The organism is Agromyces sp. H66 (genome assembly GCF_004959775.1).
GTDB lineage: Bacteria > Actinomycetota > Actinomycetes > Actinomycetales > Microbacteriaceae > Agromyces.
The window spans coordinates 61,302-76,657 of record NZ_SJZG01000012.1 but is presented as its reverse complement, the minus strand read 5'-3'; the positions used below and the strand labels follow the sequence as shown (position 1 = coordinate 76,657).

The window sequence follows — 15,356 nt, the reverse complement described above, 5'->3', positions numbered from 1 at the left end:
GCGTCGATCGCGGCCCACTAGCGTTCGCTCAGGCCGACACACGCCGGCGCGTCACCATCCGTCATCGTCGCAGGAGGACCGCATGCTGATCGCCGAGGAGAAGGGCGCCGAATCGGCGACCCGACCCGCACCGGGCAACTTCGACGTCGCCCTCGTGGTGGTGCACGGCATGGGCAGCGCGTACAAGAGCCAGATCCTCCTCGAGTGGGCCGAGCCGATCCTCGAGCGTATGGACTGGCTCGCGCGCGACCGCATCATCGGCGCCGACGAGGGGCACGGCGTCACCATCCACGACTCCGACCTCGCGGGCGAGCTGCCCATGGTCACCGCGACCGTGCGGTTCCCGAAGCGGCGCGACCCCGAGGCTGCGGCGGATGCCCCGGTCGAGACGGTCGTGCGCAAAGTCGCCATCCTCGAGGCGCGATGGTCGGATTCGTTCGTGCCGATGACCCGGGCGCAGGTGTTCCGCTGGGCGGTGCCGTTCCTGTGGCGGGCGATCTCGCGCACCCTGGGCCTGTTCCTCGGCACGATGGTGCTCCTGCCGTGGATGACGCTCGTGCACCACCTGCGCATGGACCGGCGGCTGCTGTTGCTGCCGCGCACGGTCAACCTCGTCGTCGACGTCGTCCGCCTCGTGGTCAGCACCCTCGCGTACGTCGCGACCTGGGTGTTCCTCGTGCTCCTCGGGATCGTGGTGACGCCGATCCTGCCGCTGCTCAGCCCGCTGCTGCTCATCCCGTGGTTCAAGGACGTGGCGCAGGGCGTGCTCGACCAGCTCGTCGAGTCGATCGGCGACGTCGCGACGTGGAAGGAGCGACCGGTTCGCGCATCGGCGATGCGCCTCGTCGTGCGCGACGCGCTGGCACGGGCCAAGGAGCTCGTCGGCGACGGCGACGTGCACCTCTTCGCGCACTCGCAGGGCGCCGCCGTCTCGACGTTCGCCCTCTTCGAAGAGCTCGATCCGACGGCGTATCACGTGCGGCGCCTCACGACCGTGGGCGCGGCCGTGATGCTCCTCGGCCGGGAGAGCTGGCGCGGGCGGAAGGACTCGTACACGCCCGTGCAGACCTGGATCGAGCGGAACCGCGCCGCCGAGCCCGGCGCGCGCGTCGAGTGGGACAACCACTGGGCGATCTGGGATCCGTTCTCGGCGGGGCCGATCGCCGACACGCGCGCCGAGGCCCGCACGCGCTGGCGGGCCGCGTACTTCCCCTCCGACGACACGGTCGCCGATGGCCCCGAGGAGCACGCCGTGCACAACACGAGCCAGCCCTTCCTCGACCACGGCATGTACCACGCGAACACCACGCAGGTGGTCGAACCGACCGCGCGGCACCTGCTCGGACCCGACTTCCCGACCGTTCCCGAGCCGGTCGCCTACCTCCGCAACCGGCTCGTCGTCATCGACAAGAAGTCGCTCGGGCTGTCGAGCATCGCCGCGGTCGTGATCGCGGCGATCCTTCCCGGCCTGCCCGCGGCATCCGCCATCTTCGCCGGGCTCGTGACGCTCGTCGCGAGCGCCGTCGGCCTCGCCGTCGCATTCGTCACGTCGGCCGACCTCGAGGCCGGGGCGTCCGCCGGCGCCGACGCCGTGGCGTTCCTCATCGACGGCGACCGGCTGTCGGCGATCGGCTGGGTGGTCGCGTCGGCCCTGCTCCTCGCGCTCCTGATCTGGCTGAACCAGATCATGCAGGGCCAGACCGAGCGCTCCATCGTGTGGGACCGGTGCCCGCTCGACGTGCGCACCTGGCTCGTGATCACGGCCATCCCCCGCACCCTGTACGTGCTCACGGCCGCCGCGGTCGTGTGGTTCGCCGTGTTCGCCTGGAACGATCCCCGGCTCGACACGACCGCGCTCGTCGTCACCGCGATCGGGCTCGCGGTGGTCGCCGGCTTCGTCATCGTGGAGCCGCGGTTCGCACCGGCGCCGGTCGTCGTGCCGGCCCGTCCCCGACCCGGAGGTGCCGGGGTGCTCCCGCTGTCCGAGCCCATGCGGCTCGGCGACGCGATGGCGAGCCCCGAGTACCGCGCGGAGCTGGCGGCACGGCGTGGGATGCTCCGGCCGGAGGGGCCGTGGGCCACCTGGTGGGCGAAGCACTTCCATGCCTGGCGCCCGCCGGAGGAGACCCCGGGCGCCGAGCGCCGCGCCTGAGCTCAGGCGCTCCGGTCCGACGGCGGGCGCACCGTCGGACGCAGCACGCCGACGGGGTCGCCGCCCGTCGCGAGCTCGACGATCGCCTCGATGAGGCGGAACGGAACGAGCGCCACGAGGTGCAACGCGACGAGCGGGGCGAGCAGGCCCGTGGCGTAGTTCAGCAGGAGCATGAGCGGCGCGAGCCGCCACCAGGGCACGGTGGCAAGCGCGGGCACGAGCGCGGCGGCGAGCCAGACGGGATTCCAGAACGCGGCGACGGATGCCCCGACCACGACCAGCGCGCCGAGCACCGCCTGCACCATGAAGACCGCGCCCGCGACCCCGCCGAGCGCGCGTTCCCGATCGGCGGACACCCACGCCCACATCAGCCAGGCCCGCAGGAGCGGCACGCGCTGCTCTCGGAGCGCGGTGCGGAACACCCGGTCGTCCTCCCGCCGCTGCACGAGTGCGGCCCGGCGGTCGCCGAGCGCGTCGGCGGCGTCGGAACGGTCGTCGTGCAGCACCGCGGGCGCCGACTGGCGTCCATAGCTCGCGATGAAGCTCCAAAGCCACGACGGCACCGACGCCAGGTCGCTGGCGCGGCCGGCGCCCACCTCGTACCGTCGTCCCGACACGGGGTCCTCGTAGTCGAAGCCGGCGCGCAGCCGGAAGCGATACCCGTCGGCGGGTCGCTGCGCGAGCACGAGCTCCTCGAGGTCTCCCCCGTCGTCGGTGCGGAACGGCATGCGGTCTCCTTCGCTCGCGACCATCTTGCCGCGACCTCTCAGCCGAGCAGCAGCGCCACTGCGAGGAGCACCGGGACCGATCCCATGGTGGTGAGGAACACGGTGTCGCGCGCGACGAGCTCTGCCGTCTCGTAGCGCTGCGCGAAGTTGAAGACGTTCTGCGCGGTGGGCAGGGCGGCCAGCACCGTGACGGCGTACAGCTCGACCCCGTCGAGGCCGAAGGCGAAGCGGCCGAGCGCCCACGCCGTGACCGGCATCGCGACCAGCTGCAGCGTGGTGGCGAGCAGCACGTCGCGGCGACCGCTGCCGGGCTCGAGGAGGCGCTGGCCGTGCAACGACATGCCGTAGGCGATGAGCATGACGGGCACGGCGGCGTGGCCGATCAGCTCGACCGGCTCGAGCACGATCGCCGGCAGTTCGAGCCCCGACACGGCGACGACGACGCCCGCCAGCGAGCCGATGATGATCGGGTTCGTGAAGGTCGAGCGCAGGATGTCCCGCACCGAGGTGCGTCCCTCGACCCGGGCGCCGAGCACCGCGAGCGCGGTCGGCGCGAAGACGAGCAGCTGCAGCAGGAGCACCGGGGCGGCGTAGGCGGCGTCGCCGAGCATGTAGGCCGCGATGGGGATGCCGATGTTGTTGCCGTTGACGTAGCCCGACGCGAGCGAGCCGACGACGGTGTGCGCGACCGTGCGCCGCCAGACGAGGAGCGACACGGTCGCGAACACGAGCATCATCGCCATGGCCGCGATGGCCGACACCGGCAGCAGTGCCGAGAACAGCGCGCGGACGTCGGCGGTCGCGAGCACCGAGAACAGCAGGAACGGGCCGAGCACGTTGAAGGCCAGCAGCGCGAGCACCTGGCGGGCGCCCGGGCCAAGGACGCCGGTGCGCCCGGTCACGTAGCCCACGACGACGGCGAGTGCGATGACGGCGAACCCGGTGAAGACCTGCGTCATGCGTGCGGACCGGCCACGGGTCGGAGGGGCGCGTCGGTCATCGCCTCGACCCTACCCCGCGTGCGGGCGGCGCTGGCCGCGGCGGCGTTCCCGACCTAGGCTCGGATGCAGCCGAGTCGGACGGGGGATGACATGGCAGGCGCGGGCGGGCAGCGTGGGGAATCCGAGACCGGCGGCGCGGCGGCATCCGTCGCCCTCGAGGTGGTCGACGCGTGGTGGCGGGCCGCGAACTTCCTGAGCGTCGGGCAGATCTACCTGATGGACAACCCGCTGCTCGACGATCCGCTCGAGCCCGAGCACATCAAGCCGCGCCTCCTCGGCCACTGGGGCACCTCCCCGGGGCTCAACCTCGTCTACGCGCACCTCAACCGGGCGATCGTCGAACGCGGCACGCCCGCGATCTACGTCTGCGGCCCCGGACACGGCGGACCCGCCATGGTGGCCAACACGTGGCTCGACGGCACCTACTCCGAGCTGTTCCCGGCCGTCACGGCCGACCGTGAGGGCATGCGGCGGCTGTTCCGCCAGTTCTCGTTCCCCGGCGGCATCCCGTCGCACGCGGCACCCGAGACGCCCGGGTCGATCAACGAGGGCGGCGAGCTCGGCTACTCGCTCATGCACGCCTACGGCGCCGCGCTCGACCGCCCCGGCCTCGTGGTCGCCTGCGTCATCGGCGACGGCGAGGCCGAGACCGGTGCGCTGGCCGCCAGTTGGCGCGCGCACGCGTTCCTGAACCCCGCCACCGACGGCGCGGTGCTGCCGATCCTGCACCTCAACGGCTACAAGATCGCCAACCCGACCCTGCTCGCGCGCATCCCCGAGTCGGAGCTCGTCGAGTTCCTCCGCGGCAACGGCTACGAGCCGCTCCTCGTCACGGGCGGATTCGACGGCGAGGACCACCTGGCCGTGCACGCGCGCATGGCCGACGCGATCGACGTCGCCGTCGAGCGCCTCGCCGACATCCGGGCGGATGCCGCAGCCGGCGCCTTCGACGAGCGGCCGCCCCGCTGGCCGGCGATCGTGCTGCGCACGCCCAAGGGCTGGACCGGTCCCGGCGTGGTCGACGGCGTGCAGGTCGAGGGCACGTTCCACTCGCACCAGGTTCCGCTCGCCGGCGTGCGTGACGACCCCGAGCACCTCGCGATGCTCGAGGCGTGGCTGCGCTCGTACCGACCCGAGGAGCTCTTCGACGACGACGGCCGCCCGATTCCCGGGCTCGATGCCCTGCGCCCGCGCGGAGACCTGCGGATGAGCGGGACGCCGATCGCGAACGGCGGCGTGGTACGACCGCTCGCGCTGCCCGGCACCGAGCCGTTCGCGGTCGAGGTCCGCGCCGACGGGCGCGGCGCCGACGGCAAGGCGACGGAGGTGTTCGGCGAATGGTTCGCCGAACTCATGCGCACCAACCCCGACGACGTGCGGCTCTTCGGTCCCGACGAGGTGCTCTCCAACCGGCTGGGCGCGGTGTTCGAGGTCACCGACCGGGCGTGGGCCGCCGAGCTGCATCCGCTCGACGAGCACCTCGCCCGGTCGGGACGGGTGATCGAGGCGCTCAGCGAGAACCTCATGCAGGGGCTGCTCGAGGGGTACCTGCTCACCGGGCGGCACGGGCTCATCACGAGCTACGAGGCGTTCATCCACATCAACGACTCGATGTTCAACCAGCACGCCAAGTGGCTGGAGGCGGCGAACGAGGTGCCGTGGCGCGGCGACGTGGCGTCGCTCAACTACCTGCTGTCATCGCACGTGTGGCGGCAGGACCACAACGGCTTCTCGCACCAGGATCCCGGGTTCCTGAACGTCGTCGTCAACAAGCAGGCCGAGGTCGTGCGGGTCTACCTGCCGCCCGACGCGAACACGCTGCTCTCGGTCGCGCGGCACGCGTTCGGCACGATGAACCGGGTGAACGTCATCGTCGCGGGCAAGCAGCCGCAGCCGCAATGGCTGTCGGCCGAGGAGGCCGAGGCGCACGTGACGGCCGGGCTCGGGGTGTGGGCGTGGGCGGGCAACGAGCCGGGCTTCGACGCCGACGAGCCCGCGGCATCCGTGCCCGACGTGGTGCTCGCGTGCGCCGGCGACGTGCCGACGATCGAAACGATCGCGGCCGCCCAGCTGCTGCGCGACCGACTGCCCGGGCTCGCGGTGCGCGTCGTGAACGTCGTCGACCTCATGCGCCTGCAGGACCCCGGGCAGCACCCGCACGGCCTGCCCGACCGCGAGTTCGACGCGATCTTCACGCGGAACTCGCCGGTCATCTTCGCGTTCCACGGGTACCCGTCGCTCATCCACCAGCTCGCGTACCGCCGCACCAACCACGAGAACCTGCACGTACGCGGCTTCATCGAGCGGGGCACCACGACGACGCCGTTCGACATGGTGCACCTGAATGACCTCGACCGGTACCGGCTGGCCCTCGACGTCGTGCGCCGCGTGCCCGGCCTCGCGGGCGAGCCCGGGGTGGCGGAGATCGCAGACGAGTGGCACGCCGCGCGGTCGGCGGCGCGCGGCCACGCCTACGAGCACGGCGAGGACCCCGAGTGGATCACGGGGTGGGAGTTCCGGGGCGCCGCGGGTTGACCGTTCGCGTCCCCTTCTGCGGATATACGATCCGGCGCGCCGCCGCTCGGGCCACCATGGCGGCGCGCCGGATCGTATATCCGCAGTTTCGAACAGGAGGGGCGCCGGGGGCCCGGCCCGCGGGCTACCAGCGGTCGTGGACCTGGGCGCGGATCTCGCGGTCGTAGAGTTCGCGAACGGATGCCTCGAAGCCCTCGGGCAACTCGAGCGAGCCGGCCGCCGCGTTCGCACGCGCCTGTTCGGGGCTTCGGGCGCCCGGGATGACCGAGCTCACGCCCGGCTGCGCGGTGATCCACGCCAGCGCGACCTGGGCCGGCGTCGCGTCGGGGGCGGCGGCGCGGGCGAGCTCGGAGAACTCGGCCGCGGCGCCCACGCCGGTCTCGTAGTCGACGCCCGAGAACGTCTCGCCCACGTCGAACGATTCGCCGTGCCGGTTGAAGCTGCGGTGGTCGTTCGCGGCGAACTTCGTGTCGAGCGTGTAGCGGCCCGAGAGCAGCCCGCTCGCCAGCGGCACGCGCGCGATGATGCCCACCCCGGCGGCGCGGGCTGCCGGAAGCACCTCGTCGAGCGGCTTCAGCCGGAACGCGTTGAGGATGATCTGCACGCTCGCCACGTTCGGCCGGGCGATCGCCGTGAGCGCCTCCTCGACCTTCTCGACGCTGACGCCGTAGGCCGAGATCGCGCCCTCGTCGACCAGCGTGTCGAGTGCGTCGTACACGCGATCGTCGGAGTAGACGGACGTCGGCGGGCAGTGCAACTGCACGAGGTCGAGCGTGTCGACGCCGAGGTTCGCGCGTGAGCGATCGGTCCAGGCGCGGAAGTGCTCCATCGAGTAGTTCTCGTGCTCCTGCGGCATCCGACGGCCCATCTTCGTGGCCACCGTCACGCCCGAGTCGGGGTGCTCGCGCAGCCAGCGACCGATGAGCGACTCGCTGCGGCCGTCGCCGTACACGTCGGCGGTGTCGAAGAACGTGACGCCGGCGTCGTTGGCGGCATCGAGCACGGCGAGCGCGTCGGCCTCGTCGACGTCGCCCCAGTCGGCGCCGAGCTGCCAGGTGCCGAGTCCGATGACCGAGACGGTGCGGCCGGTACGTCCGAGGGTGCGGGTCTGCATGGCTTCGAGCCTAGTCGCCCCTCAGTCCGCGGGGATCGGCACGGCTCGGCCGCTCACGACGATGCCCCCGCGCTCGGGGATGTCGACCACGAGCTCGCTGGGACGGCCGATGTGACGGCCCTGCTCGATCAGCACGCGCGCCGGCGGCGTCACGGCGCCGAGCGCGCGCAGGTACGCCCCGGTGGCGGCCGCCGCGGCGCCCGTCGCCGGATCCTCGGTGATGCGCCCGACGGGGAAGGGGTTGCGCGCCTCGAACCGCAGGCCGCCGTCCGCGGCATCCGGAAGCCGGTGCAGCACGATGATCGTCGCGGGCCAGCCCTGCGCATCCATGAGCACGCGAGCCGCCGCCGGATCGAAGTCGAAGCCGTCGAAGACGCCGGCGTCGCGCAACACGAGCACGGGGTGCCGGTTGCCCGCGTAGGCGAGGAGCGGCGGGTGGCGCTCGTCGAGGTCGTCGCGCGTGATGCCGAAGAGATCGAGCAGCGACTCGAGCACCTCGTCGGGCAGGGGCGCGGTCTCGGGCTCGACGCTCGTGAAGGCGGCCCGCAGCGCGCCGTCGACCTCGCTCGTCTCGATGGCGACCTCGCCGACGGGCGTGGCGAACCGGATCGTGCTGGGCCCCTCGCGCTCGGCGATCGCGACGGCGGTGGCCACCGTGGCGTGGCCGCAGAACGGCACCTCGGCGACGGGCGAGAAGTAGCGCACGACACGGGCGCCGTCCGACTCCCCCGTGATGAACGCCGTCTCGGCGTAGTCCACCTCGGCGGCGATGCGCTGCATGGCCGCGTCGTCGAGCGTGGCGGCGTCGAGCACGACGCCGGCGGGATTCCCGCCCTCGGGGTGGTCGGCGAACGCGGTGTAGCGGAGGATCCCGGGCGACGTGGTCATCCCATCATGATGCCCTGATCGGCGAGTACCGTGTCGCCGACCACGCGTCGCCCACCGCGCTCGCCTTGGTGTCGCGCCATCCGGCCGCGCGCAGCACGTCGCGCACGGCGCCGTCGCCGGGGGCGGTCGATCCCCGGCCCTTGCCGTGCACGATCCAGACATGCGTCGCGATGCCGCATTCCCGGAACCACACGGGAAGCATCCTGAGCTCGGCGTCGCTGCGCGCGACCACGACGATGAGCTCCGCCTCCCACGGCGTCGCGCGCGGGGCATCCGCCAGCGCCTCCTCGAGCTCGGGCAGGGGCAACTCGCCGCGAACCGCGACGCTCGTTCCGGGCGTCACGCCGAGTTTCTCGGCGAGCGACGGCGGCGGCGTGGTGAGCGCGTCGGCCCACTCGGACGCCGCACGGCCGAGACGGAACCGATAGGTGTTCCCGTCGGCCTCGAACGACATGATCCCGTCGGCCGCCTGCACGTGCCGCCATGACGTGCGCGGGACGCGCGCCCGTCGCTCACCGGATATGTGCAACCCCGCCGACTCCAGGTGCAGCGTCACGGCAGCACCCCCGTGCTCGCCGATCCAGGTCGCCTTCGCCTGCCTCCCCATGCTTCAACCCCCTGCATCATGATCGCCGTCGTGGCGGCACGATGCAATGCCCCCATGGGGTGTCAGGCCTGAGCTCGTGAAGGAGAATGGGCGCCATCCCGCCCGTGAGGTGGGGATGGCGCCCATTCTCCTGCGCGAGCTGGTCGGGTCAGGCCTCCTGCTCGGCGCCGAACCGCTGGCGGGCGTCGACGGGGATGAGCGGATGCTCCGCCCGCGCCCTGATCTGCTGCACCGCCCACGAGTTGCCGTCGGGGTCGGAGAAGCCGAAGAACGTGCCGCCGTCGCGCGGGTCGATCACCTGGATCTCGCCGCAGTCGACGCCACGCGACACCAGCTCGGCACGCGCCGCCTCGGCGTCGGCGACGACGAGCTGCACGCCCTTCAGCGACCCGGGCGCCATCTCGTTCTGCGCGGGCAGGGTGCCGATGACGATCGAGCAGCCCGAGCCCCGCGGCGTGAGCTGCACGAACCGCTGGTCGCCCATGACGGTGTCGTGGTCGAGGTCGAACCCGACGCGGTCACGGTAGAACTCGACGGCGCGGTCGATGTCGCCGACCGGCACGATGACGACCTCGAGGGTCCAGTCCATGATGGTGTGCTCCCTTCGTGGAGGCCGGCGGCTCAGGCGCCGAGCACCTGGTCGAGTCGCTGGTAACCCTCGCGCATGCCCTGCTCCATGTTGCTCTGCACCATGCCGTCGCGGCTCTCGACGCTCGGGTACACGCTGTGGATGCGGACGCGGGTGCGCCCGTCGCCGAGGTCTTCGAAGGTCAGCGTCTCGTTGCTCACGACGTCGGGGAAGCCCTCGAACTCGAAGGTCTGGATCACCAGCTCGTTCTCGCGCACGGTGTGGAACGTGCCGTTGAACGCGTACGCCTCGCCGTCGGGATTCGTGTGCACGTAGCGGTAGTCGCCGTGGCTCACGAAGTCCCAGCGGTCGACGGCCATCTCGTAGCCGTTCGGCCCGAGCCACTGCTTCACGAGCTCGGGGTCGCGGTGCGCGTTGAACACCGCGGCCACGGGCGCGTCGAACTCGCGCTCGATCTCGATGAACGGCAGCCCCTCGGGGGCGGTGATGGTGACGGGGTTGGTGGTGGTGGTCATGATGGGTTCTCCTGTGTGGCGCCGGGCTTCGGTCCGGCATCGGATGTCGCGGCGTTGGTGCCGCGGTCGGTGGCGAGCAGCGCGTCCAATGCGCGGAACTGCTGCTCGTGGATCAGCCGGTAGCGGTCGATCCACGCGGTGAGGGCCTCGAGCTGCGCGGCGTCCAGGTGAACCGGACGACGTTGCGCGTCGCGCGTGCGCGTGACGAGCCCCGCCTGCTCGAGCACCTGGATGTGCTTCGAGACGGCCTGCTTGGTGATCTCGAAGGGTTCGGCGAGTTCGTTGACCGTGGCAGGTCCGCGGCTCAGGCGGGCGATGATGCCCCGCCGCACCGGGTCGGCCAAGGCCATGAAGGCGCGGTCGAGTCGGTCGTCCGCGCTCGGGTCCACGATCATCACTCACCTTTGTCAACTCATTCATTGATCAACCAATTGATTGATTACAGGTTACGTCCGGGCATGGTGGTCGTCAAGTGGGCGATTCGGGGGAGTCGCGAAGTCGCGGCATCCGGAGCAGAATCGGGCCACGCCGAAGCACCTGGAGTTCCGCGGTCACGAGGGCTTCTCGGTCTCGCTCTCGGGCGACGACGACGCGACCCTGCGCAGCTACTGGGAGCAGCTCGCCGAGGGCGGCCGGGTCGTCGAGCCGCTCGAGACCGCCCCCTGGGGCGACAGCTTCGGCATGCTCGTCGACCGGTTCGGCGTGAGCTGGCTCGTGAACATCGCCGGCGAAGGGTCCTGAGGACGCACCGCTCGCCGCCGGCACTCCCCGGAAATGCGCGAACGGATGCCGCGCCGCGCCTCACTGGGAGGCGCCGGCTGCGGCATCCGCTCGTCGACCGGCCCTTCGACAAGCTCAGGGACCGGTGGGGATGCGAGAACTACGCGATGACGGTGATGTTCTCGGCCTGCAGGCCCTTGGGGCCGCGGGCGGTCTCGAATTCGACCTTCTGGTTCTCCTCGAGCGAGCGGTATCCGCCCGACGCGATCGCGCTGAAGTGCGCGAAGACGTCGGCAGAGCCGTCATCCGGGGCGATGAAGCCGAAGCCCTTGTCGGCGTTGAACCACTTGACGGTTCCGGTTGCCATATTCTTTTCCTTCTGTAAAGCCGAGCCGCCGAAGCGGCTGCGACGTGCACGACTCGGGGCCGTGCGGGGTTCCGACGGCGACGTCCGCCGCCGGAAGTGCGTGGTCGATCAGACCCGACGGAACTGGTTCACCATCGGGCAGTCGAATGGGTCGCGCGCGGCGAGGCCGACGCGGTTGAGGTAGCGGACGACGATGGCATACGACTGCAGCATCGTCGTCTCGGTGTAGGGCACGTCGAGCGTGCGGCAGTACTCCCGCACGATCTCGCGGGTCTTCGCGAGGTGGGGGCGCGGCATGTTCGGGAAGAGGTGGTGCTCGATCTGGTAGTTCAGGCCGCCGTAGAGCAGGTTCGCCCACCAGCCGCCCGAGATGTTCCGCGAGGTCAGCACCTGCTTCGAGAAGAAGTCGAGCTTCGCGTCCTTCGGGATGATCGGCATGCCCTTGTGGTTGGGTGCGAACGAGGCGCCCATGTAGATGCCGAACACCGCGAGCTGCACGCCGATGAACGCGAACGCCATGCCGAGCGGGAGGAACGTGAAGATCGCCCCGAAGTAGATCGCGAACCGCGCGGCCATGAGGCCGAGCTCGATCCAGCGACCCTTGACGGGCCCCCGCGCGAAGAGCGTGCGGATCGACGTCATGTGCAGGTTCAGGCCCTCGAGCGTGAGCAGCGGGAAGAACAGCCAGCCCTGCCTGCGCGTGATGAGCGCCATGACGCCGCGCTGCTTCGCCGCCGACTCCTCCGTGAAGGAGATCGTGTCGAAGTCGATGTCGGGGTCCTTGCCGATCTTGTTCGGGTTGGCGTGGTGGCGCGTGTGCTTCGTCATCCACCAGGCGTAGCTGATGCCGACCACTCCGGCCGCGAGGAAGCGCCCGACCCGGTCGTTCGCGGGACCCGATTCGAGCACCGCACGGTGCGAGGCCTCGTGGGCGAGGAAGGCGAACTGCGTGAAGATCAGGCCCAGTGCGCCCGCGATCAGGAGCTGGAACCACGAGTCGCCGAGCAGGAAGAACCCGGCGATCGCCCCGCCGAGGGCGAGCGTGAGCAGTGAGACGAGTGAGACGTAGAACCAGCGAGCGCGGTTCAGGAGACCGGATTCGCGAACGACCCGGGAAAGTGCCGTATAGCTCCGTGTGATGTCCATGGAGCCGGTGCGGGGCTTCGTCGCCCGGATCGCACCGAGGGTTTCGGTGTGAGAGATGTCATTCCCAGCTGGTCGTCGACTTCCCAGCCGTGTAATGCGGGTAAACCACCCGCTGTAGATGTCTCGAGTCTAGTGCCTTGGAATGGGAAGGCGCTGTGAGGGCTCGCGGATCCACGGCGTTCACTGCGCGATATCGGCCGCGATGCGTAGTTCGTCGACGAACGTCGCGTAGGCGGCGCGCCGGTCGGCGGCGTCCTCGATGCGCAGCAGGGCCGACGGATGCGTCGTCACGAGCACCGGCACCGGGAAGACGGATGCCCCGCCCGCGGCATCCGGCGGCAGCACCCGGCCGCGCACCTCGCCGATGCGCACGGTGCGCCCGAGCACCGAACGCGCTGCGGTGGCGCCGAGCGCCACGATGACGCCGGGACCGACCGCCTCGAACTCGGCCTCGAGCCACGGTCGGCAGGCGACGATGTGGGCCACCGCGGGCTTCATGTGGATCCGCCGCGTTCCGCGGCGCTCGAAGCGGAAGTGCTTCACGGCGTTCGTCACGTACACCCCCTCGCGTGCGATGCCCGCCGCGTCGACGGCGTCGGCGAGCAATCGCCCCGACGGGCCGACGAAGGGCTTCCCCTCGAGGTCCTCGCGGTCGCCGGGCTGTTCGCCCACGAGCATGATCGCGGCGCCGGCCCGCCCGCTCGAGAACACGACCTGGGTGGCGTCGCGCCAGAGCTCGCAGCCGCGGCACTCGTGGGCGGCGCGGCGCAGGCCCGCGAGGTCGGCACCGGGCGGCACCCACTCGTCGGCACCCGGACGGTCGGGGTCGTCGGCCATAGGCAGGAGCCTACGATGCGGCGCCGTGGTCGGCGAGTGGTTGCGCGATCGCGCTTCGACGGGCTCGGCGAGCGTTCGGTCCCTGAGCCTGTCGAAGTGCAGACTGGACGCATGCGCATCATCGTCACCGGGGGAACCGGCAAGCTCGGCCGCACCGTCGTCCGCACGCTGCAGGAGGAAGGCCACGAGGTCTGGAACCTCGACCTGCACGGAAGGCGCGGGGGATTCATCCGCGTCGAGATGACCGACTACGGGCAGGTCGTCGACGCCATCGCGGGAGTCGACGACCGCCACGCGGGCGTGGACGCGATCGTGCACCTCGCGGCCATCCCGGCACCCGGGCTCGAGGGCGACGCGGCGACCTTCCACAACAACATGCTCGCGACGTACAACGTCTTCCAGGCCGCGCGACGGCTCGGGATCCGGCGCATCGTGTACGCGTCGAGCGAGACGGTGCTCGGCCTTCCGTTCGACACCCCGCCGCCCTACATCCCGGTCGACGAGGAGTATCCGGCCCGGCCCGAGAGCACGTACTCGCTCGTGAAGCACCTCGAGGAGCAGCTGGCGATCGAACTCGTGCGCTGGGATCCCGCGCTGTCGATCACGGCGCTCAGGTTCTCGAACGTGATGGACCCCGACGACTACGAGGCGTTCGGCTCGTTCGACGCCGACGCGACGCTGCGCAAGTGGAACCTCTGGGGGTACATCGACGCACGCGACGGCGCGCAGGCCGTGAGCCTCGCGCTCGCGAAGGCGGGGCCGGGCTTCGAACGGTTCATCATCGCGGCCGCCGACACGGTGATGAGCCGGCCGAACGCCGAACTCGTCGCCGAAGTGTTCCCGGATGTCCCGGTGCGCGGCGATCTCGGCGTCAACGACACGCTGCTCTCCATCGAGAAGGCGCGCCGGCTGCTCGGCTACGAACCGCGCCACTCCTGGCGCGACGAGAGCCGGTCGGACTGAGCGCCGACGACGAACGCCGTCGCGGCCCGTGGGCAGCGACGGCGTTCGTCGTGTTGCGACCTAGAGGGCGCGGATGTTCTCGGCCTGGAGGCCCTTGGGGCCCTGCGCGACCTCGAACTCGACCTTCTGGCCCTCATCGAGCGAACGGTAGCCGCTGCCCGTGATGGCGCTGAAGTGCGCGAAGACGTCGGCCGAGCCGTCGTCGGGGGCGATGAAGCCGAAGCCCTTTTCGGCGTTGAACCACTTGACGGTTCCGGTTGCCATACTGCTGTCCTTCTGTCTTGCGGGCCGCGATCGCGTGCCCGATGCGATCGAGGGTTCGATCGCGACCCCGACGGCCCGGTGCCGCCGAAGCGAGGGGGCGAGGGGCGGGTGTGCGCTCAGGCATCCGCCGTCTCGTATCGGGTCATGCCACGCGGATCGGTCCGCCTCCGGGCAATCAGGTGGAGGCACGGGCGAGTGCCCGCTAGATGGAGGAATCGTTGAAGGCCACCATAGCGGTTTCGACCCCCGCTGCACACCGTTCGCGACCGGATCGTGACCCTGCATGACGCTGCGATTTGTCCCTCCAAGAGGGGACATGCGGCAAGATGCCAGCCGACTCGGTGCGAATCGGGGCAGAATCGTGGCATGAACCGCCGCCCCCTGCGTTTCTTCGCCCTCGTCTACGCCCTCGCCGTGCTGTGGCTCACGGTCGGGCCGGCACCGTGGCACGGCAGCGGAAACCAGCTCGACGGCGGCATCCTGAATCCGGACGCGTGGACCGCGACCGTCACCTGGACGACGGGCTATCTCGCCGAGATGGCGTTCAACGTGGCGATGTTCATTCCCGTGGGCGTCTTCGCCGCGCTCCTCCTGCCGCGGCGCCGCTGGCCGTTCGCCGTCGTCGCGGGGTTCGCCTTCACCGCGCTGATCGAACTCGTCCAGGTGCCCGCCGCCGATCGCATCTCCGACCCGCGCGACCTCGTCATGAACGCCGGCGGCGCCGTGTTCGGCGTGCTGCTCGTGCTGGTCGCGCGCGGGGTCCGGCGCGCGGCGGCCGTCGCCTCGCACCTGCCGGACACGACGGATGCCGGAACCGGGCTCCGGGTGCCGGCGGCCGGCCATGGGAACGACTCCCACGACGGCCGCCGCGAGGCCCTCGGCACCACCGCGTCGTCCGTCGATCGCACGGCGGCCTGAACGCGCGTCCGC

Annotated in this window: 16 protein-coding genes and 1 pseudogene; 5 read left to right on the top strand and 12 right to left on the bottom strand. The window is 71.1% G+C overall.

Going from position 1 to position 15,356, the window contains the following annotated elements; genetic code table 11:
- Positions 1–82 precede the first annotated feature (82 nt).
- Positions 83–2,152, top strand: a complete 2,070-nt coding sequence (locus EZM51_RS17125) for a hypothetical protein (RefSeq protein ID WP_136709521.1) — start codon at positions 83–85, stop codon at positions 2,150–2,152.
- Between the two features lie 2 nt (positions 2,153–2,154).
- On the opposite strand, the gene EZM51_RS17120 is transcribed toward EZM51_RS17125, so the two are convergent.
- Together EZM51_RS17120 and EZM51_RS17115 are read right to left on the bottom strand one after the other, a co-directional pair.
- Positions 2,155–2,880: a DUF1353 domain-containing protein gene (locus EZM51_RS17120; protein WP_169053960.1), complete on the bottom strand. Its 726-nt coding sequence runs from the start codon at positions 2,878–2,880 to the stop codon at positions 2,155–2,157.
- 38 nt (positions 2,881–2,918) lie between these two features.
- The gene (locus EZM51_RS17115) at positions 2,919–3,839 is read right to left on the bottom strand and encodes an AEC family transporter (RefSeq protein WP_136709519.1); all 921 of its coding nucleotides are present in this window, start codon (positions 3,837–3,839) and stop codon (positions 2,919–2,921) included.
- Positions 3,840–3,971: 132 nt separating this feature from the next.
- Between EZM51_RS17115 and EZM51_RS17110 the strand changes: the two genes are divergently transcribed.
- A complete protein-coding gene (locus EZM51_RS17110; RefSeq protein ID WP_136709518.1) occupies positions 3,972–6,416 on the top strand; it encodes a phosphoketolase family protein in 2,445 nt (814 codons plus the stop codon).
- A gap of 124 nt (positions 6,417–6,540) precedes the next feature.
- Here EZM51_RS17110 and EZM51_RS17105 read toward each other — a convergent pair whose 3' ends face one another.
- From EZM51_RS17105 to EZM51_RS17080, 6 genes are all read right to left on the bottom strand, one after another.
- Positions 6,541–7,530 (bottom strand): aldo/keto reductase, encoded by a 990-nt coding sequence (locus EZM51_RS17105; protein ID WP_136709517.1) that lies wholly within the window; start codon positions 7,528–7,530, stop codon positions 6,541–6,543.
- A 21-nt stretch (positions 7,531–7,551) separates the two neighbouring features.
- The gene (locus EZM51_RS17100) at positions 7,552–8,418 is read right to left on the bottom strand and encodes a PhzF family phenazine biosynthesis protein (RefSeq protein WP_136709516.1); all 867 of its coding nucleotides are present in this window, start codon (positions 8,416–8,418) and stop codon (positions 7,552–7,554) included.
- 4 nt (positions 8,419–8,422) lie between these two features.
- On the bottom strand, positions 8,423–9,025 hold the full coding sequence (locus EZM51_RS17095) for a hypothetical protein (protein ID WP_136709515.1): 603 nt from the start codon (positions 9,023–9,025) through the stop codon (positions 8,423–8,425).
- A 148-nt stretch (positions 9,026–9,173) separates the two neighbouring features.
- Positions 9,174–9,614, bottom strand: a complete 441-nt coding sequence (locus EZM51_RS17090; protein ID WP_136709514.1) for a VOC family protein — start codon at positions 9,612–9,614, stop codon at positions 9,174–9,176.
- Between the two features lie 32 nt (positions 9,615–9,646).
- Entirely contained in the window at positions 9,647–10,129 is a 483-nt protein-coding gene (locus tag EZM51_RS17085; protein ID WP_136709513.1) for an SRPBCC family protein, read from the bottom strand.
- On the bottom strand, positions 10,126–10,524 hold the full coding sequence (locus EZM51_RS17080; RefSeq protein WP_211195963.1) for a metalloregulator ArsR/SmtB family transcription factor: 399 nt from the start codon (positions 10,522–10,524) through the stop codon (positions 10,126–10,128). Before EZM51_RS17080 ends, EZM51_RS17085 begins: the two co-directional genes overlap by 4 nt.
- A 130-nt stretch (positions 10,525–10,654) precedes the next feature.
- Here EZM51_RS17080 and EZM51_RS21145 point away from each other — a divergent pair.
- Positions 10,655–10,870, top strand: a pseudogene (locus tag EZM51_RS21145) (VOC family protein); the annotation flags it as partial.
- 139 nt (positions 10,871–11,009) lie between these two features.
- Here EZM51_RS21145 and EZM51_RS17070 read toward each other — a convergent pair.
- From EZM51_RS17070 to EZM51_RS17060, 3 genes are all read right to left on the bottom strand, one after another.
- Complete coding sequence (locus EZM51_RS17070; RefSeq protein ID WP_136709511.1) at positions 11,010–11,216, bottom strand: cold-shock protein; 207 nt, start codon at positions 11,214–11,216, stop codon at positions 11,010–11,012.
- A gap of 108 nt (positions 11,217–11,324) precedes the next feature.
- A complete protein-coding gene (locus EZM51_RS17065) occupies positions 11,325–12,362 on the bottom strand; it encodes an acyl-CoA desaturase (protein WP_136709510.1) in 1,038 nt (345 codons plus the stop codon).
- A 180-nt stretch (positions 12,363–12,542) separates the two neighbouring features.
- Positions 12,543–13,199 carry a UdgX family uracil-DNA binding protein gene (locus EZM51_RS17060; RefSeq protein ID WP_136709509.1) on the bottom strand — a complete coding sequence of 219 codons (657 nt, stop codon included), beginning with the start codon at positions 13,197–13,199 and terminating at the stop codon, positions 12,543–12,545.
- Between the two features lie 111 nt (positions 13,200–13,310).
- Between EZM51_RS17060 and EZM51_RS17055 the strand changes: the two genes are divergently transcribed.
- Positions 13,311–14,162, top strand: a complete 852-nt coding sequence (locus tag EZM51_RS17055; protein ID WP_136709508.1) for an NAD(P)-dependent oxidoreductase — start codon at positions 13,311–13,313, stop codon at positions 14,160–14,162.
- Between the two features lie 60 nt (positions 14,163–14,222).
- On the opposite strand, the gene EZM51_RS17050 is transcribed toward EZM51_RS17055, so the two are convergent.
- A complete protein-coding gene (locus tag EZM51_RS17050; RefSeq protein WP_136709507.1) occupies positions 14,223–14,426 on the bottom strand; it encodes a cold-shock protein in 204 nt (67 codons plus the stop codon).
- Between the two features lie 366 nt (positions 14,427–14,792).
- Here EZM51_RS17050 and EZM51_RS17045 point away from each other — a divergent pair, with 366 nt between their 5' ends.
- The gene (locus tag EZM51_RS17045) at positions 14,793–15,344 is read left to right on the top strand and encodes a VanZ family protein (RefSeq protein ID WP_136709506.1); all 552 of its coding nucleotides are present in this window, start codon (positions 14,793–14,795) and stop codon (positions 15,342–15,344) included.
- Positions 15,345–15,356 lie beyond the last annotated feature (12 nt).